This window comes from Priestia sp. FSL P4-0332 (assembly GCF_038005845.1).
Classification (GTDB): domain Bacteria; phylum Bacillota; class Bacilli; order Bacillales; family Bacillaceae_H; genus Priestia.
Genome location: NZ_JBBOUA010000001.1, coordinates 2,720,751 through 2,742,337 on the forward strand (window position 1 = coordinate 2,720,751; position 21,587 = coordinate 2,742,337).

At 39.8% G+C, this 21,587-nt stretch carries 19 protein-coding genes; 2 read left to right on the forward strand and 17 right to left on the reverse strand.

Annotated features, from left to right (window positions below; all coding sequences use genetic code 11):
• Nucleotides 1-17: 17 nt before the first annotated feature.
• The 14 genes from MKY06_RS13830 to MKY06_RS13895 all read right to left on the reverse strand — a co-directional run bounded on the left by MKY06_RS13830 (nucleotide 18) and on the right by MKY06_RS13895 (nucleotide 16,396).
• Complete coding sequence (locus MKY06_RS13830) at nucleotides 18-491, reverse strand: heme-degrading domain-containing protein (RefSeq protein WP_029322221.1); 474 nt, start codon at nucleotides 489-491, stop codon at nucleotides 18-20.
• Nucleotides 492-504: 13 nt separating this feature from the next.
• Complete coding sequence (locus MKY06_RS13835; protein WP_064471756.1) at nucleotides 505-1,539, reverse strand: oxidoreductase; 1,035 nt, start codon at nucleotides 1,537-1,539, stop codon at nucleotides 505-507.
• Nucleotides 1,536-2,306, reverse strand: coding sequence for a DeoR/GlpR family DNA-binding transcription regulator (locus MKY06_RS13840; protein WP_289914849.1), 771 nt, complete (start codon nucleotides 2,304-2,306; stop codon nucleotides 1,536-1,538). Before MKY06_RS13840 ends, MKY06_RS13835 begins: the two co-directional genes overlap by 4 nt.
• 279 nt (nucleotides 2,307-2,585) lie before the next feature.
• Nucleotides 2,586-3,677 (reverse strand): toxic anion resistance protein, encoded by a 1,092-nt coding sequence (locus MKY06_RS13845; protein ID WP_013057393.1) that lies wholly within the window; start codon nucleotides 3,675-3,677, stop codon nucleotides 2,586-2,588.
• A gap of 18 nt (nucleotides 3,678-3,695) precedes the next feature.
• A complete protein-coding gene (locus tag MKY06_RS13850) occupies nucleotides 3,696-5,312 on the reverse strand; it encodes a YceG family protein (RefSeq protein ID WP_289914856.1) in 1,617 nt (538 codons plus the stop codon).
• 94 nt (nucleotides 5,313-5,406) lie between these two features.
• Nucleotides 5,407-5,985: a TerD family protein gene (locus MKY06_RS13855; RefSeq protein ID WP_013057395.1), complete on the reverse strand. Its 579-nt coding sequence runs from the start codon at nucleotides 5,983-5,985 to the stop codon at nucleotides 5,407-5,409.
• 35 nt (nucleotides 5,986-6,020) lie between these two features.
• Complete coding sequence (locus MKY06_RS13860) at nucleotides 6,021-6,599, reverse strand: TerD family protein (RefSeq protein ID WP_013057396.1); 579 nt, start codon at nucleotides 6,597-6,599, stop codon at nucleotides 6,021-6,023.
• 24 nt (nucleotides 6,600-6,623) lie between these two features.
• Nucleotides 6,624-7,220, reverse strand: coding sequence for a TerD family protein (locus tag MKY06_RS13865; RefSeq protein ID WP_013057397.1), 597 nt, complete (start codon nucleotides 7,218-7,220; stop codon nucleotides 6,624-6,626).
• A gap of 288 nt (nucleotides 7,221-7,508) precedes the next feature.
• Complete coding sequence (locus MKY06_RS13870) at nucleotides 7,509-11,147, reverse strand: multifunctional 2',3'-cyclic-nucleotide 2'-phosphodiesterase/3'-nucleotidase/5'-nucleotidase (protein ID WP_057273328.1); 3,639 nt, start codon at nucleotides 11,145-11,147, stop codon at nucleotides 7,509-7,511.
• A gap of 810 nt (nucleotides 11,148-11,957) precedes the next feature.
• Nucleotides 11,958-12,404 carry a DUF6376 family protein gene (locus tag MKY06_RS13875; protein WP_289914869.1) on the reverse strand — a complete coding sequence of 149 codons (447 nt, stop codon included), beginning with the start codon at nucleotides 12,402-12,404 and terminating at the stop codon, nucleotides 11,958-11,960.
• Nucleotides 12,405-12,801: 397 nt separating this feature from the next.
• Entirely contained in the window at nucleotides 12,802-13,782 is a 981-nt protein-coding gene (locus MKY06_RS13880; protein ID WP_029322237.1) for an ABC transporter permease, read from the reverse strand.
• Nucleotides 13,775-14,686, reverse strand: coding sequence for an ABC transporter ATP-binding protein (locus MKY06_RS13885; RefSeq protein ID WP_029322239.1), 912 nt, complete (start codon nucleotides 14,684-14,686; stop codon nucleotides 13,775-13,777). Before MKY06_RS13885 ends, MKY06_RS13880 begins: the two co-directional genes overlap by 8 nt.
• Nucleotides 14,687-14,699: 13 nt before the next feature.
• On the reverse strand, nucleotides 14,700-15,494 hold the full coding sequence (locus tag MKY06_RS13890; protein ID WP_013057403.1) for a GDSL-type esterase/lipase family protein: 795 nt from the start codon (nucleotides 15,492-15,494) through the stop codon (nucleotides 14,700-14,702).
• 23 nt (nucleotides 15,495-15,517) lie between these two features.
• Nucleotides 15,518-16,396 (reverse strand): NAD(P)-dependent oxidoreductase, encoded by an 879-nt coding sequence (locus MKY06_RS13895; RefSeq protein ID WP_098563136.1) that lies wholly within the window; start codon nucleotides 16,394-16,396, stop codon nucleotides 15,518-15,520.
• Between the two features lie 348 nt (nucleotides 16,397-16,744).
• On the opposite strand from MKY06_RS13895, the gene MKY06_RS13900 reads away from it, so the two are divergent.
• A complete protein-coding gene (locus tag MKY06_RS13900) occupies nucleotides 16,745-16,945 on the forward strand; it encodes a cold-shock protein (protein WP_013057405.1) in 201 nt (66 codons plus the stop codon).
• A 206-nt stretch (nucleotides 16,946-17,151) separates the two neighbouring features.
• On the opposite strand, the gene pdxR is transcribed toward MKY06_RS13900, so the two are convergent.
• Together pdxR and MKY06_RS13910 are read right to left on the reverse strand one after the other, a co-directional pair.
• Complete coding sequence (gene pdxR / locus MKY06_RS13905; RefSeq protein WP_013057406.1) at nucleotides 17,152-18,585, reverse strand: MocR-like pyridoxine biosynthesis transcription factor PdxR; 1,434 nt, start codon at nucleotides 18,583-18,585, stop codon at nucleotides 17,152-17,154.
• 303 nt (nucleotides 18,586-18,888) lie between these two features.
• The gene (locus MKY06_RS13910) at nucleotides 18,889-20,589 is read right to left on the reverse strand and encodes a pyruvate oxidase (protein WP_013057407.1); all 1,701 of its coding nucleotides are present in this window, start codon (nucleotides 20,587-20,589) and stop codon (nucleotides 18,889-18,891) included.
• Nucleotides 20,590-20,872: 283 nt separating this feature from the next.
• Between MKY06_RS13910 and MKY06_RS13915 the strand changes: the two genes are divergently transcribed.
• Nucleotides 20,873-21,073: a cold-shock protein gene (locus MKY06_RS13915; protein ID WP_013057408.1), complete on the forward strand. Its 201-nt coding sequence runs from the start codon at nucleotides 20,873-20,875 to the stop codon at nucleotides 21,071-21,073.
• A 192-nt stretch (nucleotides 21,074-21,265) separates the two neighbouring features.
• On the opposite strand, the gene yjcZ is transcribed toward MKY06_RS13915, so the two are convergent.
• Nucleotides 21,266-21,403 carry a sporulation protein YjcZ gene (yjcZ, locus tag MKY06_RS13920; protein ID WP_013057409.1) on the reverse strand — a complete coding sequence of 46 codons (138 nt, stop codon included), beginning with the start codon at nucleotides 21,401-21,403 and terminating at the stop codon, nucleotides 21,266-21,268.
• Nucleotides 21,404-21,587 lie beyond the last annotated feature (184 nt).

Here is a 21,587-nt window from a genome sequence, read left to right on the forward strand (position 1 = left end):
ACGAAGTCCGCTTATTTTTATTGCAAAAAGCTACGAATCGTATCTGCCACAAGTGCATGATCTTCTTCTTGTGACATGCCTGATACGGTGATGCTTCCAATTACGCCAACGTTTTTAACCGAAATCGGAAATGACCCTCCTACTGCTTCGAATTCCTGAGGATTCGCTGCGTAAAACTGCGCGTAAGAACGATCTTTTAACTCGCAGTACAGCTTCATATAATACGAGCTGTGATGGTGGCGAAGAACGGTGTTTGATTTTCGTTTAATCCATTCTTCATGATCGGGAATAGCCCCTTCCATCGCATGATGAAAGAGAGTTTGACCATTTCGTTTAATACTTACGGTTACTGCCTTACCCTTGCTTTTTGCTTCATTAATAATGGCCGTTCCGAGCTGTAGAGCCTGGTCATTTGTAAATTGATGAAAGATCAGTTCTTTTTCCTGTTGAACTACTTTTTCAAGCAGCGTCTCTGCCGAATGATTACTCACTGTTTCTCGCTCCTTAGTTAAAATAAACCGCTCGTTTTTCTTTGCTGCTTTCAAATACCGCTTCAATAACTTTAACCACGTCACGAGCTTCTTCTGCTGAAACCGGAAGTTCTTCTCCTCGAAGCAGGCTGTCGGCAATTTTTTGATAATACGTCACATAAGAACCGTGCAGCGTTTCAATTTCTGTTGTTTCTCCTTCGCCCGTTGTCAGCTTACCGTAGTGTTCAGGATGATCTGCTCCCCACGTATCATTCACAGGCTTCTTGCCGGCTCTTAGCATATCTTCTTGGCCGTCAATCCCGTATTTGATATAGCTTGCTTCTGTTCCGTGAACTTGAAAGCGCGGCCCGTTGCTTGGCACAATAGCGCTTGAATGCAAAATAACGCGAAGAGAACCGTATCCAAGCACTACGTGGAAGTAATCATCCGTACGTGCATGATCTCGCTGACCAAACACATCAGCTTGAACAAATTCAGGCATTCCAAAAAGATGTAAGGCTTGGTCAATTAAATGAGAGCCTAAATCGTAAAGCGCTCCTGACCCAGGTCCTTCATTTTCTCTCCAGCGGTCTCGAACAGCCGGACGATAGCGGTCAAAATGAGCTTCATACATTTTAACGTCGCCTAATTTTCCTTCTTCAATCAGCTGTTTCACCGTCAAATAATCATTATCCCATCTGCGGTTATGATAGACGCTTAGTTGAACATCTTGTTCTTTTGCTAATTGAATTAATTCATTTGCTTCTTTTTCCGATACAACCATCGGCTTTTCAACAATTACATGCTTGCCTGCGCGAAGTGCGTCTTTCACCATTTCATAGTGCATGCCGCTAGGCGTTGTAATAATAACTAAATCAATGCTGTCATCTTCTAGAAGTTCAGATAAAGTGCTCACTACTTCAACGTCTTCTAAGTCACTCTTCACCTTTTCAGGATTTGAACTCATTACTTTTGAAATATGAAATTCGTCTAACACGCTTAAAAGAGGCGTGTGAAAGACCGTTGCTGAAAATCCGTATCCTACTAATCCTACTTTTATTTTTTTCATCGTTTTTCCTCTCCTTTATCAAAATCTGTGACGATAAGCCGCACTTGATTTTGTTCTATTTTTTCTTTTACATCCGCTTCTGGCTCTTTATTTGTAATCAAGATATCAATGTCGCTCATATCACATACTCGGTGTAAAAATTCACGTTCAAACTTCGTATGATCCGCAAGCATAATCACTTGTCTTGCACATTGAATCATCTGTCTTTTTAAAAACGCTTCTTCTTCACTTGGAGATGTAATACTCTCTGCCCCAACGCCGCATGTCCCTAAAAACAGCTGATCTACTTTATATTCCTGCAACGTAGAAATCGTTCTTGGCCCGGTGACGTTACGGTTTTTCCCGTTAAACTTGCCCGGCAGCAAAAACGTATCACACGTCGTATATTGATCGAGCAAATCCACATTATCAATGGAATTCGTAATAACAGTTGCATGCTTTACATCCATATACTTCGCCATCAGTGCGATGGTAGAAGACGTATCTAAAAGTACATCATAGCCCGCCGAAATTAACGAAGCTGCTTCTTTAGCGATTTGTTCTTTCGCTTTGGTAGGCGTTCGTTCACTATAATCAACGAGGTGACTTGACGATAGCGTCGCCCCGCCTTTGACTCTCATAACCTCACCGTGTTCTTCAAGCTTGACTAAATCACGCCTCGCCGTATCTTTTGAAACGGTAAACATATCGCAAATTTCGTCTAACATAATCGTACGGTTTGTATGAAGGTATTCAACAATCGCACTCATGCGCTGCTCTTGATACATCCGAATACCCTCCTTTTTTACTTTGATATGAGCTAATTGTAGCGCAAATAAAAGCTAAAAGCCAGAAAAAAACTTAAAAACATTAAGTTTTTTAATTTTTTAACTTAAAATATAAAAGTACACAAACGCTTTTTTGGAAATAACTATCTTATTTTGGATAATACTTCTTTTATATCTGATACCCTTTCATGCTTTTGACTAATCTCTTCTAAACAATTCAGACTTCTAGCAAACGTATATGAAAAAAAAGCGAGAATCGTAAAGATTCCCGCTTTGTCGTTACATCTTATGCTCAAGCGCCTTGAAGTTTTCTTGAAATTGCTCCAAGCGAACAAGTCCTTCTTCACGCAGACGTTTGTTTTCTTCTTCGATTGCTTTTGTTTCCTGCATTCCTTTCATAATAATATTCCACGTTTGCTCCATCGTTTCTACTTTTACGCTAGGAGCACCGGACATTTTGGCAATTTTAACGCTTTGCTGTGAAATGTTTTCTGCATTTCGAATGAGCAGTTCATTTGTGCGTTTGTCTAATTCGTTCATTGACTCGGCTACTAAATTTTGGCGTTTTGCTGCAATTGCGTTAATAAGTCCATTTTTAAAAATAGGAATCGTTGTAATAAACGCAGAATTGATTTTTCCGATCAGCTTTGTATTTCCTCGCTGCAGCATACGGATTTGAGGAGCAGATTGATAAGATACTTGTTTTGCCATTTCTAAGTCATATAATCGCTGCTCCATCAGCTCAACTGCGTTTTTTAAGGTTTGAAGCTCCATTGCCGCCAGCTGATTTCCACTCGACGCTCGTTCTTCAAGCACCTTTAACTCTTGTTTTAATTCTTCTACTTTTACTTCGCCCGCTACAATATATTTTTCAAGCTCCATATAGTACTGATAGTTTTGCTCGTAAAGCTGTTCAAGCGTTGTGGTCGAATGCTTCATTTCCGTTTCATATTTTGTAATCTCTACATATACTTTATCAATTTCAGAGCCCATCGTTTCATATTTTTGAAACAGCTTATCCACTATTTTTTGACCGCGTTTAAAAAGCTTAGAGAAAAACCCTTTATCTTCAACAAAATCCTTTGCGTCAAATTTATCCATAATCTTTCCAAGCTGCTTTAATAATTGGCTTGACTCTTCCATGCTGGACGATTTAATTGTACTAAGCACTTTTCCAGAAAACGAGGAAATTTCATTGGCCGTTTCTTTCCCATATTCAAGCAGAGCCAGCTGATTTTTATAATCAATTTGTTCTGCTAAGCGACGTACTTCCGGTTCTTCTCGCAGTTTTGCTTTTACTTCATTAGGCTTTGTTTCTAAAGCTTCTTCCGCTTCGTTTAGATCTAAAGGCTGTAATTCATTTGTTGCCATTTAAAAACCCTTCTTTCTTTAAAAGATTCGTTTTAACCATTTTTGAATGAGCGACGGCTCTTTGAATTCTTCATTAAAGCTAATATCTTCTAGCCAGTGCATATCGAAATATTTTTCTTCGACGAACGCTTCTATATCCAGTTGACCCGTCGGATTAAAAAGAACAATATCAACGCCGAATTCATTTAATAGAAGCAGTAAAGCTGCATCTTCACGCGTAAACGTTTCATGTTCATTTCCGTGATAAATAATGAGCCGGGGGACGTGCTGCGTATAATCAAATTTTTGAAGCATGCGAAGCACGTTGTTTGGAAGCTTCAAAGACTGATTAAACAAGTACATTTGATGCTGATACTCATCTTCATGATCTAACCGAAGGAGCTTTGAATGTGCACAATACCTGGAAATAGCTGCAGCGAGCCCTTTCTGAAGCCCGATAGGCAGCTCTTTATAGCGCCACCAGTTGCTTTCAATCATTTTATCTGCACTGAGCGTACCATCACTTCCGAGAGCTCCTTGATAGTGAAAGTGATTATTCCCCTCTATCTTTTTGGCAAAAGGAACAGAATCAATCGTCAGAGCTAACTCATTTTCCGTTTGCATGAGCTCATGCACTTTACTCCAGTACTCTTTTCGATTTCTAGAAATGCCAAGTACTTTTGAGAACAAGACCGGCACGTGTACATATGGCTTTGACACTCCAAAATTAGGACGAATAAACGCCCGTTCTCTCATTAATAAAAAAACCTCATCATACGTCGTTTTAAGAGTAACTGAAGTTGGAAAATACGAACGAAATTGCCACGGTTTATACAGCATGGACTCCTCTGAATGAAGCACTTGCTCAATTTCTTGAGACGCTCTAAATGCTACCGTACCTTTTCGAACCGGTTTATCCATTGGAAAAGGAAAAAGCGAGCTAGTAGAAGGAAACGTATAAACCGTTGTTAAATGTTGATTCTTATCTACTTCTTTTAAATTATCCTTTCCCTCTGGATGAAAGGTGAGGACGTCAAAACCTAGTAAAATCAAATAATGAAGAAAATACTGCTCGCTTTTATTCGCATCTCCGTACCACATGATGCGAGGCGCGTGCTCGGGAAAGGCTTTATCCAGCATCCAAGATTTCACATGATTCCACTGCCACTTTATTAAATCGATTAATACGCGTTGAAACTGTGCATCCATAAAGCCCTCTGCGTGCTGTTCTTTAAAACACGTTAACGTTTCAATAAATTTTTCACGTACTCTTCTATGTATAGCGGGATTTTCTGACTTCACGATCAGCTTTTTTCCTTCTAAAAAAGCAAACAGTCGATTGACAGAAAGACCGCGTTCTTCTTGATTAATTTTAAGAATCGTTTGGACTTCTTTTAATCTATCATTTGAAATGGACTTATCAAGCTTATCGTGCAGGACAAGGATCGATGATGATGAATGCGCAAGTTCATAAAGAAAAGCTGCGTACTCGTCCGCATCAAGATGAGTGCCTAAATACCTTCCCGCCACTTGTTTATAGGAAGTTTGCTGCTCATTTTGTATAAAGTCACCTCGCAGAGAAACATCTTTAGAAAAAAGAGAAGTTCCATTTTGCTCGTTAAGATTAATGATATGAGGATCAATTAGTTTATTCACGCCTTACAGCTCCTTTCTTTTCAGACATATACATGCTAAAAAGAAAGGGTACTCGTTAAAGCACCCTTTCTTTTTCATTTATCCCATGCCTTTTTTATACGGATAATCCGTAGTTGCGGCAAAGGTCGGCCAAGCCACCGGAAAATCCGCTGCCAATAGCATTAAACTTCCAATCGTTTCCGTGCTTGTATAGCTCGCATACAACGACAGCTGTTTCAATCGAAAAATCTTCGCCTAAGTCATATCGAAGCACTTCTTCATTTGTTTCAGCGTCAATCAAACGAACAAACGCGTTGGATACTTGTCCAAAGTTTTGTCCTCGAGCATCCGCGTCGTGAATCGTGACGCTAATTCCGATTTTTTCAACATGGTCAGGAAGAAGAGAAAAATCAACGGCGATTTGCTCATCGTCTCCATCTCCTGCACCTGTACGGTTGTCGCCGGTATGCTCCACAGCTCCATTTGGACTTTTTAAATTGTTGTAAAAAACAAACTCCTCGTCATTTACAACTTGGCTTGATTTATTGGCTAAAAATGCACATGCATCTAAATCGAAATCTTGAGATCCAGCATATTTATTTGTATCCCACCCAAGACCTACTATTACTTTTGTTAATCCTGGGTTCGTTTTGGTTAGGTCAATGCGCTGACCTTTTGATAAAGAAATTGACATAAAAACATCCTCCGTACATTTTCTTACTTTAATGATTAGGCATTTAAACCGAAGTCGTTTACAAGTGCCGCTAAGCCGCCTTGATAGCCGCTGCCAATAGCATTAAACTTCCATTCTCCACCGTGTCGGTACAGCTCGCCTACCACGACTGCTGTTTCAATAGAGAAGTCTTCACCTAAATCATAACGAATTAACTCTTCGTCATTTGTTGCATTTAAAATACGAACATAGGCGTTGCTTACTTGACCGAAGTTTTGACCGCGTGCTTCCGCTTCATGAATCGTAATGGTAAACGCGATACGTTCAATAGATTGAGGCACATTTTTCAAATCTACTTGAACCTGCTCATCGTCTCCTTCACCTACGCCTGTACGGTTATCTCCGGTATGCTCAACCGCTCCGTTTGCACCCGTCGTATTATTGTAAAAAATAAAATCAGATTCTGAAGCACATTTTCCTGCGCCGTTTAATAAAAAAACAGATGAATCTAGATCAAAATCGTTTCCACCGTCATACTTATTTACGTCCCATCCAAGACCTACCACGACGTTTGTTAATCCTGGATTCGTTTTTGTTAAATCTACTTTTTGTCCTTTTGAAAGATTAATAGCCATTTCGTTTCCCTCTTTTCAAGTTGTTTATTTTGTATATTTATTTGCAATTTCACCTAATCCAGTATCTCTCGTTGCATCTCCAGTTGCGGAAAACTTCCATTCTTTCCCGTCTCGGTAAATTTCACCTGCAAACAAAGCGGTTGCTCCTGAATGGTCTTCAGATAAATTAAAGTAGACAAGTTCTTCGTTTTTAGCGCTGTCTACAACGCGAATAAACGCATTTTTAATCATACCGAAATCTTGGTTTCGCTCAACACACTGATAGATGTTGACCACAAACACAAGTTTATGTACGTTTCCAGGAACTTTTTTTAAATCAACAAAAATTTGTTCATCGTCTCCTTCACCTGCTCCGGTAAGGTTATCGCCTGAATGCTTAACGCTCCCGCAGTTACTGTGACGATTTCCAAAATACACAACGGCTGAGTTACTTACAAGCTTATCGTTTGAATTTAGCATAAGAACAGATGCATCACAGTCGATACTTGGTCCGTTTCCTCCGAAACCAAAAAAGCTGCGTTTTTTTACAGGATCCCATCCTAATCCAACTGTAATAGAAGATAGGCCTTCTCTTCCTTTTGTTAAATCAATTTTTTGACCTTTTTGTAGATTAATAGCCACTTTTATTTACTCCTTTACTGTAACGAACATATTCTATTTCAGGTTCTATATAGCTCTATATCATAGCGCAAATAAATGAAAAAATAGTGAAATCTTTTATACCACTTTTAACGTTTACGTAAATCTTCTTTCCATGGAAAGAATACCACAATCTGGTGATTGTTTCAAAAATTAAGCGGTCTGTTGTGACATAAATTAGTTGATTTAAAGTTTAAAAGGTAAGTCAGCCTACTAAAAAAAGACTGTCTCTAAACCGGAAATCCGGGTTATGAGACAGTCTTTTTTGGCTTATTGAGCTATTTTCAAAGTAGGCTCTTGCTGTTCAGCTGTTTTAGCAGCTGCCACGTTTTGAATACGTCCTTCTGCTTTGTATTCAAACGGGCTATTAAGTGTTTTAATATAGTTTACCGTTGCTTGTAAATCTTCTGGTCCCACTTCCATATCTGAAGAAAGTGCGCCAATACCGTATTTTTCATTTCCATACATATAGTTATTGACTACTACTGTATATTCTTTTTCTTTGTCAATTTTACTTCCATCTGGAAGCGTGATATCGACTACTTTATTGGTGCTTCCATCCCACGTATAGTTAAAGCCTGCAATATGGAAATCTAAGCCGGATGATGTAATTTGATTGTTTAACACCGTTTCTAAATCTGCTCCGCTTAGCTTTACTTTATTTAAGACGTTGCCAAACGGCTGAATCGCAAATAAATCACCGTATGTGACGTCACCAGAATCAAGCTGTGAACGAACGCCTCCGCCATTCATTAACGCAAAGTCAGCTTTCATTTCTGCTTTCATACCGTCAGCAATTAAGTTTCCAAGCGCGATATCGCCCGTTGCTCCGCTAGATGGATAACCTTTTGCTAGAGCAGTAGATGAATTTCCAACAACTTCTGCTTTAATAGGTGCTGCTAAGTCTTCATACTTTTTCATAATGCTTGAAACTTCAGGATCTGGCGTATAGTCTTTTTGATAAACGGTCACAATTTTTGCATCTTTTTTCACGATGTCACCCGTATTATCGATTTCAACGTCTACGTCAGAAAACGCTGAACCGTATGAATAAGCTTGAACGATTAGTTTGTTATCTACTACTTTGTTGTTGTATACGTGATTGTGAGCTGAAAAGATAACGTCAACTTCATCATCAATTTTTTTAGCGATATCGGCTGCATCAAATTCGGTAGACGTTCCATTTTGATTAGATGGATTATGAGCAAGTACTACAATTGCTTTAATACCCTTCTTTTTCAACTCTGCCGTATATTTATCAATTGCTTCTGCTTCATCCGTAATTTTTAAGTTTTCATTTCCTTTACGAACAATCATGCTTGGCGTTTCTTGTGTTACAACGCCGATGAATCCAATTTTCTTGCCGCCTACTTCTTTTATCGCGTAAGGTTCTGTAATTAATTTATTCGTTGAAGTATCATAAGCATTTGCCGCTATAACCGGGAAATTCATGCCGTCGTATCCTTTTGTTCCTTTTGGATGGTCTCCCCCTTCAATCATACGGTGAAGCTCAGCAATGCCTTCATCGAACTCATGATTTCCAAGCGTGCCTACATCAAATCCAAGTGATTCCATCACTTCAACCGTTGGCTCATCTTGAAACAGCGCTGAAACTAACGGGCTTCCGCCAATCATATCTCCAGCATGAACTAAAAGCGTATTCGGATTTTCAGCTTCTTGTTTACGAATAGCTGCTGCTGTATACTTCATATTTCCAGCTAACAGCGATTGGCCATTTGACGTAATTTTTGTATCTGTATCGAGCTGACCGTGCAGGTCGTTCATGCCTAAAAGCTGTACCTTTGTATTATCTTTGGATTCACCGTTTAGGTTGATTTTGTAAATGCCAAATCCTTTGTCATCCGTTTTATTTGTATACGTAATGTTGCTTCCTTCAGTTAAATAGCTTTCTCCGCGCGGTGAGCTTGTGAACGTCACGTTAGCCGTTCCGTTAATTGGTGCAATGGACCAGTTATCGTCAGCTGTAGGCGTAATTTCTTTTTGCTCGGTGATGTAGTCCATTAGAATTTGACGGTTTTCATCCGCTGAATCCACCACAAGCTCGCTTCCTTTTAGACCAGGGAAGTTTCCGCCTCCGCCAGCTCGGTAGTTATTTGTCACAACGATAAACTCTTGATTCGGGTCAACTGGTTTACCGTTATACGTTAAGTTAACAACTCGGCTTGAATCCGCATGAATCACGTTTCCATTCACATCGTATTTTGCTGGTTTAGTGACGTCAATTTGATATTGAACGCCGTCAATGACGTCGAAGTTATAAACAGGGAAACTTGGATTTAATAATTCCTGCTCTTCCGTTTTATTCGGTGTAATTTGATTAAACTTACCGGCAGACATATCAATCCAGTCTTTTATAACGGAACCTTTTACTTTGACCGCTTTTAACGTGTTGTCATATAGATACAGGTCACCTGCGCTTCGAATCGTTAAGTCACCTTTTTTAATTTCCGTATATTCATCTACGCCGTTTCTTCCTGCTTTAAAAGGTGCTCCGACTGATAAAATCGGAAGGTCTTTATATTCCGGCTTGTTTTGAGAAACGTATTTTTCCACGTAGTCTTTTTGTGCATTTGTTACAACTTGAATAGATGGATCATCTTTCACAAGAGAAAAATAGCTGTGAATATCATCCGTCGTTTTACCGATTGGTGTGTTCACGTATTTAACCGTTGCATCGTGATCTTTTTGAACCGCTTTAACAACACCTTTATCCGGTTCTACCGTACTTTGCGTAACCGTTTTCCCTGACGCATCTTTTACGTCTTTATACGTTTCACGCGTGGACGATTGAGAGTTTACTACTTTCCATTTTCCTTTTTCTTCTTTTAACGTTAAGTCAATTAAGCCAAGTGATCCTCCGCCGTAACCTGCTTGGACAGCCGGAACGCCGTTGATTGTTCCTTTTGCATTATCGACGCCAGGAAGAGGCTTTTTATCTGCTCCGAGGAACAAACCGTCTAGCGCAGCTTCCGTTTTAGCAGGGAAGACTTTATGCGTGTGTGAAAACGTAATAGCATCAATGCCTTTTACTTCACTTAATGAGTAAATCACATCTTCCGTGTTTTGCTTATTGCTGCTAAACCCAGAGTGAGCCATCGCGACAACTACGTCCGCACCTTTTTTCTTCATTTCTGGAATGTACTTGTTGGCTGTTTCTACAATACCTTTTGTAATGACTTTTCCGTCAAGGTTTGCTTTGTCCCAATCGTTAATTTGAGGCGGCACAAAACCAATGAAACCGACTTTAATCGTTCGTTTTTTACCGTTTTCATCAACGACTTTTTTATTCATAATTTTATAAGGCGTAAATTTATTTTTGTCATTTTTCGGGTTGCTGTCATGATCGTCAACATAGACATTGGCATTTATGTAAGGGAAGTTCGCATCGTTGTACGCTTCTTTTAGAAAGTCTAATCCGTAGTTGAACTCATGATTTCCAAGCGTTGCAATATCATAATCTAGCTGATTCATCGCTTTAAATACAGGATGAACTTCGCCTTTTTTCAGCGGGTCAATCTTAGCTTTATACGTGCCTAGGGGCGTTCCTTGAATGAGGTCTCCGTTATCTACTAATAAGCTGTTTTTTACTTCTTTTCGAGCATTTTTGATTAAGGTAGCGGTTTTAACTAAACCCACTTTCTCGTAAGAGGCATCTTTGAAATAATCATAGTTTAATAGATTCGTATGAACATCGGTTGTTTCCATCAGGCGTATGTTCACAAGCGCATCTTTTTTATTATGGCCTTGATGCTTGCTTTGCTGTGAGCTTTGTCCAGGATGACGTTCTTCCGCTCCTGCCTGTGTAGTTAAAAGAGGCATAGATAATAGAGAAAGTGCCAGTGATGTGGATAGGATTTTTTTCGTTTTACTACTTTTGTTCTTTTTCATCTACCATTCACCTTTCAAGTAAGTTATCATCGCTATAAATCTAGCAACTGTTCAAAAATAGTATAGCAGAAAAGATTTATAAAGGATGTAAATTTTTTGATTTTTTAGTAAACCATTTGTATGCGTTTTATTAACTTTTTGTAAACCGAAAAAATTTTTTTAGTTTCTCTCTTTAAAACCAAAGACTATAGTTTTTATTAATTGGATGAACCCTCCTTTTTAAATGAGTCTTATTACCTAATACATCAACGTTCCCACGCCCTCTTTTAATTTTTAAAAAAATTTATTTCAAGCGGTGTGTATATATGTACTATACATAGGATATGAAAAGCAGACATTAAGTTTGTCACAGCTTCTAACAAAATTTCGTAGATGTAAAAAAGAAAGAGAAGGTTTTTGCCTTCTAATAAATAGATATATTTATATAATTTTACATTTATAACAAGAAAACGATGTTGAGTCATAAGACATAACTACATCAATCGAATCTAAAGGCGAACAAAGAGGATCAATGAGCTAGTATGAATCGCTTGTGACACCGCTGTGGATTTCCGTGCAAGACTTCGCTTTCCGCGGGCGGCCGATGAGCCTCCTCGTCGCTTGCGCTCCTGCGGGGTCTCATCTATTCCGCTTTTCCCGCAGGAGTCTTCGTCTTGCCCTCCAATCCACAGCTAGAAGCACCTATACACGTGAAGCCTACGTTCACCTTACAAATGAAAAAATCCGAACGAAGTTGATTCTCCATCAAGAACCTTGATTCATCGTTCGGATTTTCTTTAGTTAACATACTTTTTTCTCAGTTGCGTTTTCTTACTGACCTAATTCTTTAATTTGTTTCATAATACTTGATACATCTTGAATTGATTGAAACAATTCACTGTTTTTTAGCGCTTCTGGATTGAAGCTGCCATTCTTTATATTGGCTTCATACGCTTCAATTCCACTAATGATTTTTTCGTTTTGTTGAACAAGCTGATCGTGCACATCAGAAGCGATGTCAGGAGCTTTTGTTTTATTAAATTCTTCAGCTTTCCCTTTCATTTGCTGCAGCTTTTGCTCTAGCTTCTTTATTGCCTCGTCGTCATTAACAGCTTTTTCCGCTAGAGGCGGTATTTCTTCAGCAAACTTTTGTGCTTCACTCACGTAATCTTTCGCATCGTTTGCGTAGTTCAACGTACTGCTTGTATCTTCAAGAAAAGAACAGCCTCCGACCATAAAAAGAACAGCAGTTGATATGACTAGCATCCACTTTTTCACTTAGCACTCAACCTTTCTTATTTTCTTTTCTGCTATCTTCTTTTCGATTTTCGTTTCTTTAACTCTTTCATAATAATAGGTACAGCTTTTTTTATTCCTTTTTTTACAGCGGGGCTTTTTAACAGTCTCGATAGTTTTGACATTTTTAAGCTCCTCTCTCATTTTGAAATGACAAAAAACACCTTTACCACATGTGGTAAAGGTGTTTTTATCCAGACCTTTACCAATGGCAACATTGGCAAAGGTCTCGCTAACAATTTGCATTGTCAATAAAGCCGGAGATAATAATCTCGAAATGACGACTTTACTGCAAGAGCTACTCCCCTTTGAACAAAACAGCATTTTTTGTTAATACAATCGTAACGTACGTTCCTGATTATCGTCAACTTATATGGAATTAGTACACGTCTTTTTTGGTAAATACCAGAAACGACACGAGCAGCCCGGCAAGTCCCCAAATGGTTAAAACACCCAAGGAAAACCCTAAGGTCATTCCTTCAGTCGGAGGAGCTGTGCCTTGCAGATAAGAAGTTAAATTTAAATTAACCATAAACAAATACTTAGCCGAATGCCATGAAGAAACCATGCTGCTTAAAATCGTACCTGCAATCAAACAAGCAAGCATCACACCCATACCAGCAGCTGTACTTTTAATTAAAACAGACAGCATAAAAGCAAGCGTTCCAACAACAAGTGATACAAACCAAGCAAGACCAAACTCCATTAAAATATATCTCCACTGCGAAATTAAATGAACGTCCGCTGTATTTAAGTCATTTCCCTGCACACTAAACCCCGTAAGAATCGGGGCTGTCCAGCCTTTAAATCCAAATACAACGCCAGAAATGAGATACGACAAAACGCCAAACATTAAAATTAAAAACGAGACAGACATGACGAGCGTGATATATTTACTAAGCAGGATTTTCCAGCGTTTCACAGGCCTCGTCAACAGTACCTTGATGGATCCCAAGCTGTATTCTGAAGACACTAAATCCGCTGCAATAATCATAATCATCAGCGGCAGCAAAAGCTGAATGGCGTTTTCAATGAACCCTCGCACAAACGTTGGGGCTCCTGGTTCTGAAGGATTGATATCGTTATCTAAGTAATACTGTTGCTGCGCCACGCGAATTTCAAGCTGCTTGCGCCAATCATCTGAAATTTGGCTTCCGCTCAGCCGGTTTTGCGTATCGATAATTTCTTGCTGCAGCGTACTGCGCCAATCGGTCGTTCCTAGCTTTTCTTGAAGGCGCTGCGTTTCGCGAAGCTGAGCATATGTGAACATGGAAATCAAAACGCCCATAATAAGGGTAACGATTAACAGGCGCTTTTTTCGAACGAGCTTGATCACTTCATTTTGAACCAAACTAATCAATCGATTCGCCTCCTGTCATTTCGATAAATAAATCTTCAAGAGTTGGAAGCTTTCGATTCATTTCTTTTACCGTTACTCCTGCTTGAATGAGCTGTTTGTTCCACTCTCCCACTTCAGATTCTTCATAAAACGTAGTGACATACTCCCCCTGCACTTGCACAAAGTCCGTCACTTGTTTTAAGACGTCTATTCCCGCAGGCTGCGGATCTAGCTTCCACAGTAAGCGCTCTTGCTGAGTTAACAGGGTCTTCACCGATTCTGTGTGAATAACTTCTCCTTTTGCAATAATCGCTACTCGGTCACACATTAGCTGAATCTCACTCAGCAAATGACTCGATACTAAGACGCTTAGACCTTCACTTTCAGCTAAAAAGCGAATGAATTTACGCATGTCCCGAATCCCAGATGGGTCGAGTCCGTTCGTTGGCTCATCTAAAATGAGCACTTTCGGTTTTCCGAGAAGCGCTTGCGCAATTCCTAAACGCTGCCTCATACCTAATGAATACGTGCGAACTAAGTCGTGGATACGCTCTTGTAAGCCAACTAATTCCACCACTTCATGAATGCGTTCTTCCGTCATAGAAGGAATCATACGTGAAAAGTGCTGCAGATTTTCCCAGCCGCTTAAGTATGGATACAGCTCAGGATTTTCAACAATACAGCCGATATGCTCCATCGCTTTTGTAAACTGCTTCGATACACTGTATCCACAGATAGAAATCGAACCAGCCGTCGGGCGAATCAAGCCGACAAGCATTCGGATCGTTGTTGTTTTACCAGCTCCATTTGGCCCTAAAAAACCAAATACTTCGCCTCTTTTTAGTTCAAAATCAATATTTTTGATAATTTCTCGTTTTCCTATTACTTTTTTCAGTCCTTTTACTGAAAGCGTTACTTCACTCATATCATTCCCTCCCTTACCACGTAATAAGCGATGCTACACGTTCTGCGATTAGCTTATAGCCTTTTGCATTCGGATGAAACTTATCAGTATATAAGTAGTCATCTACCTTTAGCTGAAACAAATCAAAGGTCGGTACAAAAACAGTTTGCTTATAATTAGCACTTAATTCACTGCTTCTGTAATTCCATTCTCGTACAATAGCCGTTGTCGTTTTTGCATCTTGCAGGTTACTAAACGGATTGTATAAACCAATTAAAAAAATTGTTGCGTCTTTATTTGCCGACCGGATGCTTTTTAAGATGCTGTCTACGTTTTTTAAATAGTCATTTTCTAGCTTTTGAATATTGTTTTTATTTAAGTTCTGCAGCGTTTGTCCGCCTTGAAATAAGTCATTTCCTCCAATGGTGATCAGCACGGTATCTGCCGACTTAATCTGCCGCTGAATTTGCTGCTGCTTTACTTGACTTGCCAGCTGCGAAGACGTTTGACCTTTTATTCCAAAGTTACTTAAGAGAATTTTCTTCTCCGTTTTTTCTTCAAGATTCTCTTTTAAATACCCAACGTATCCTTTTCCCGCTGCATCTCCTGTTCCTCTTGTCAGTGAATCTCCTAAAGCGACAATCGTATAATTCTTTGTACTTTTGTTACTGCTGCTTGTTTCCTGCTTTGGCTTTGGCATTTCTTTTACAGTAGCTTTTGAGGCGCTAACATAATCATAAATAGACATTCCAAGCCCAGCTGCAAACAGCAGACACGAAATAATCGAAATAAAGGATACAATCCATACCCACTTTCCTTTCGCTTTCACTGGCTGCACTCCTTTTCGTCTTTTTAGTTATCTTTTTTTAGAGCTTCAACTGTTTTTAGTAAAGCGGACCAGTCTAAATGACCCCAGCCATTTTCGATTCCTTGTTCATAATGACCTTTCACAAGCTCTCCTAACGGAAGCGGAGCGGACACTTTTTTGGCTGCATCAATAGCCAAGTTTACATCTTTTAGTCCAAGCTCCAGCTTGAACCCGGCTGGTTCAAAGTCTCTTTTAGCAATTAAATTGCCGTAATTTTTATACACAGGAGATGCAAATAAGCTATTAACCACTTCAAGAAACTCCTCCGCTTGCATGCCATACTGTTCTACCATGACTACTGCTTCAGAAACAGCTTCTAACATCGAAACTAATAAAAAATTATTGCCAAGCTTAGCTACATTTGATAAGTAAGGCTCGTCTCCTACAGTGAAAATAGTTTGACCAATCGCTTCAAACAGCGGCCAAACGTGCTCTCTTGCTTCTTTATTACCTGCAACTATTACTTTGAGAGCCGCAGCTGCTGCTGCGTCGGGGCGACCTAAAACAGTCGCTGCAACAAAATGCTGTCCTGATGCAGCATGTGCGCTTGTTAATTTTTCCGACAAATCTACGCTAATAGTACTCACTGAGACGTGAATACCACCTTCTTGAAGGCCTGCAAGTACACCGGCTTCTGAAAGCGTTACTTCTTCTAAAGCCTCATCATTTGAAAGAATCGTAAAGACAAGATTCGCTTCTTGTGCTGCTTGAGCAGGTGTCTCCACAACCTTTGCTCCTTTTTTCACAAGGCTTTCCGCCTTCGAAGCAGTGCGGTTATAAATAACAAGTTCATGACCCGCCTTTATCATATTTTCCGCCATCGGTAATCCCATATTTCCTAAACCAATTAAACCCACCTTCATCTTTACCACTCCATTTCAGCACTCAGTATGTACGTTTCTTATACTTGTCGTCTATCTTTAGAAAAAGCATATTTTCATTATTATATAACTACAGTAAAAGCGAATACAAAGAATAGCCTTTCTATAATGTTCAAAATGTGACATTTTTTAGACATAATTTATGAAAAACTTGTCAAAAAAATACGAATGGTTTTTAAATAAAGCGCTTGCAAACATAGGAAATTTCTGCTAAGATGTAAGAGAATTATTTTTGTTCGGTGGGGATGTATGAGTATTGTCACTTTTCGTCTTTAGATTTGAGCAAGAATAGTACCACAATGTGCGAGTCCGCACGAGGAGGCAACAATTATGGAACAAGGTAAAGTAAAATGGTTTAACGCAGAAAAAGGTTTTGGATTCATCGAGCGCGAAGGTGGAGACGATGTATTCGTACACTTCTCAGCAATCCAAAGCGAAGGCTTCAAATCTTTAGACGAAGGTCAAGCTGTAACATTTGACGTAGAACAAGGTCAACGCGGACCTCAAGCTGCTAACGTTCAAAAAGCATAAGAAACACAACATATCAGAAACAGATCCTTTAAAGGATCTGTTTTTTTGTGTACAAACATAAAAAAAAGCCCTGTTTTTCAACAGGGCCAGTCGGTACAAATACAGAAGTAAAGTTAATGGTACTCTTAGTATAGCACAAGATCATAACAATCTATACGAAATAATAAAATAAAACTTTCATCCGGCACGTTTACCTATGTTTATAGCTATTCCAGACTCTCTAGGGCGCTCGCAAATCGTTTAATTCCCTCTCGAATCACCTCTTCTTCTCCTCTGCCAAACGTAAAGCGAATAGCTCCGCTTTGAGAACTCAGCACGCTTCCTGGGACAAAAGCCACTCCTCTTTTAAGCGATTCTTCCAATAGACGATAGTCATCGACCGGCTGATTCACTTTGCACCATAAGTGAATCCCGCCTTGAGGCGAATCGAAAGATACTTTTGATCCGAGCAACTCGTTCAGACTCGACGACAGGGCATACTCTTGCTTTTTGAGCTCTTGTCTAAGCTTTTCAATATGCGAAGAAAACGTAGGAGAATCTAAGAATTGATAAGCAATCCACTGCGGAAAGATGCTGTGACCAAAGTCAATTTGCTGCTTAGCATCTGCCAGGCGCTGAATCACTTGCTCTGGCCCCACTATCCAGCCAATTCGAAGGCCCGATGCCACGATTTTAGAAAGCGAGCTGATATAGAGGACATTTCCGTTCTCGTCCATCGATTTCAGCGTTTGATGTACATTTCCGTCAAATGCCGTGAGTGAATAAGGATCATCTTCAATAAGCGGAATGCCGTATTCTGAAGAAAGCTCTAAAAACCGCTTTCGACGCGCTTCTGATAACACAATACCGGTCGGGTTTTGATAATACGGATTTAAAAAAACCATACGAATGCGATGCTTTTTATGTAATTCTACTAAGTCGTCCGGGTTGGCTCCATTTTTATCTACAGGCAGCAAAAACGTTCGTAAACCTGCTGATTGAAAAAGCGGCAGTGAATAGCTATAAGACGGATCTTCAATCGCTACTGCATCTCCTGGTTTTAACAAACACTGCACAATCAAATGAAGTGCTTGCTGTGCACCTGATGTGATTAAAATGGAATTAGCATCGGTGGAGATTTTCCGGTACTCATGAACATGAGCAGCAATAGCGTCACGCAGACGTTCATTGCCGTGAGGATGATCATAGCCTAAATGCTCATTAAACGGCATGCCCGCTAATATTCGCTGAAAATCTTCACTTGGAAACAAGCTAGGGGCTAATTCTCCGCTGGCTAAGTTTACAAAATCTGTTCGCAAAGCTTCGCTTCTTATTCGCTGTACGAGCGGTAAATTAGGCAAAAATGAACCGTCTTCTACATACCTCCCCCAGTTTGGAATACGTTTACGGGAAATTCCCCAGATGCTCGAACTAACTCGCGTGCCGCTTCCTTTTTTACGTTCTACGATTCCAAGTGCCTGCAGCTCTTCATAAGCAGCTACTACCGTGCTTCTGTTCACGTTTAGCTCAGCAGCAAGCGTTCGTTCTGATGGCAGCATAGAATCCGGCGGAAACGCTCCCGATGAAATACAGCTTTCAATATATTCTGCAATTTGTTTATAAATCGCTTTTTTGCTAGCGCGATCTGGTCTCCAGTTCATGCGGCGTCAGTCCTTACATTTAAACTTTCTTATTAGTAGTTTATCCCTTATCTCTCTTATCTTAAAGCAGTTTTATAAAAAAAGACCATCCAATTCGGTGTTTTTTTGCTCATCCACTTTACAAAATAAATATAATATCACTACTTTTCATTTGCCGGCATTTAAGTTTACATAATAAATTTATAGTTAATTAAGCTACATTCACCCTCACAATAAAAAAATCCAAACGAAGTTGATTCTCTATTAAGAGTCTCGATTCATCGTTCGGATCTTTACTAAAATATTTTTGTCACGGCCTCTTTTTTATAGAGGAGGTAAATCTAGCTTGCCTTCTTGAAATAATTCTTTCACCATATGCTTGGCATAACCCGTTGCTTGCCCTAGCGTAATCTTAGCTGGCATAGGGGCTTCGTTTGCATCAACGATTACATCGATAATACACGGCTTGTTTTGTCTAACAGCACTTTCAAAAGCTGGCAGCAGCTCTTCTTCTTTTTCTACTCGGTAGCCAACACCTCCGCAAATATCTGCATACCTGGCAAAGTTCGGATTTGTTAAGTCTGTGCCGAATTCAGCGTTTCCCATTACTTCTTGTTCAAATTTAATCATACCGATTTTATGGTTATTAAATAGCACCACAACTAGCGGAAGATTGTATTTAACAGCTGTAATAAAATCTGCCATGGTCATCGCAAAGCCGCCGTCTCCACAGACCGCAAACACCTGCTTATCCGGATAAGCAATTTTTCCAGCAAGTGCGCCCGGCAGCCCGCATCCGAGAGTCGCTAGCCAGCTTGAAATCACAAACTGCTGATTTGTCATACGAAAATGACGCGCCATCCATACTGTGACGTTTCCTACATCTACGGACAAGACCGCGTTATCAGCCGCTACGTGCTGAAGAGCTCGAATTACTCGCTGAGGCTTGATAGGTAGACTTTCTTTTGCCTCTTGGGTATCAAGCTGACTCCACCACCTTTTCATACGTTCTTGACTTTGCTCTAAAAACTGGCGATGCTCTGAGCGGCCAACGTTTTCTAAGAACCACTGAATTGTTGTTTTTGCTTCTCCGGCAAGCCCTGCATCTACAGGATATCTTTTGCCAATTTGTGCAGGATCAATATCAATATGAATCGTTTTCGCATGGTCTGGCAAAAAGCCTGTAAACGGATAGGACGTTCCAATCATGATGAGCGTATCCGCTTCTTGCATCGCTTCATACGCTGGCTTTGTCCCGATTAATCCAAGTCCTCCAAGACAATACGGATGTTCATCCGGTATTGCGCCTTTTCCAGGAAGCGTAAGAACAATAGGTGCTGCGATTTTTTCTGCAAACGCAAGCAGTTCTTCTCTCATTTCATGTGTGCCTCGACCGGCTAAAATAACCGGACTTTCTGCTTTACCAATCAAATCTTTTGCCTTTTCAAGGTCTTCTCTGTGAGGAAAGACGTCTTGTTTAACGATTATGCTTGATGTTTCTCGTGCTTCTGATCCGATTTCAAAACGAGGGATATCATCGGGAATGGTTAACACAGCCACACCTTTTTTAGCATAAGCTGTTCGAATCGCTTGATTGACAACAGTGGGAAGCTGTTCAGCGGACATGATTCGCTGGTTATATACAGCCACGTCATCGAACATTCGCTCTAAATTAATTTCTTGAAACGCATCGCTTCCGATAAGATCAGACTCCACTTGCCCCGTAAGTGCTAAAACGGGAGCTTTGTCTAACTTTGCATCATACAAACCATTCAGTAAATGAATCGCTCCCGGTCCGGCAATAGCCGTGCATACACCGATTTTACCCGTTAGCTTTGCATATGCAGCTGCTGCGAGAGCTCCCGCTTCTTCATGCCTCACTTGAATAAATTTAATTTTGTCCTGGGCTTTGCGAAGCGGTTCAATAATTGAATTAATGGAGTCTCCTGGCATACCGTAAATATGGTCAACGCCCCATTCAATTAACAATTCAATCAGTTTTTCCCCTGCTTTTTGTTTAAACATATGACTGACCCCTTTCTTCTTATATATAGAGATAGTGTGACCTGATACGCTCTTTCTTACTTATTTTCACTCGTATAATTTTCGTTTTCTTTCATTAAATGAATGAACCATTTTCGTTAAATTTTCTTCATTCCTTGCAATTATCATTAACTTTTGCTATTCTATAAGAAGAATTATTTTTGTTCGGCAACAATCGATAGGTGAATACTTTCGTCTTAAAGATTTTGATCATGAGCAAGGATAGTAATACAATGTGTGCATAGCACACGAGGAGGCAACATTCATGGAAAAAGGTACAGTAAAATGGTTTAACGCAGAAAAAGGTTTCGGATTTATCGAGCGCGAAAACGGCGACGATGTATTCGTACATTTCTCAGCAATCCAAAGCGAAGGATTCAAATCTTTAGACGAAGGTCAAGCTGTAACATTCGACGTTGAAGAAGGTCAACGCGGACCTCAAGCTGCTAACGTTCAAAAAGCATAAGTAGAAAAAGACTCTGAAATCAGAGTCTTTTTTTTATGTAGAACCATGCATAAAACCTTTTTAACGTGTAGTTTGTACACGTTATTATAAATAATAAACTAAAAAAGTCTCTTCATCCCGAAGAGACCTTTTGTGGAAGAAATAGTTGAAGAAATAAAGTGTGGATGTTGCGTCGTCATCATTTTTTAATAATTAGCACCAGCCGCCGCCGAAGCAAGAAGCGCCGATGATGATTAATAAGATGAAAAGTACAATGATTAAAGCGAAACCGCCGCCGCAGCCACCGCCGCCATAACCACAACCGTATCCGTAACCTCCGTAGTATCCCATGTGTTTCACCTCCATTTGCTATACTTTAAGATATGTGGATTTAGTTAAATTGCTCCTAATAATTCCATAGAACTTTTGAAAATGTTTGTCATACACTAAAAATACTGCGTTTTTCAAACATGCCCCACAAAGAGATAAAACATTTGATTTTATGGGCATTTACTCCTCTTTTCTTTATCTTTTA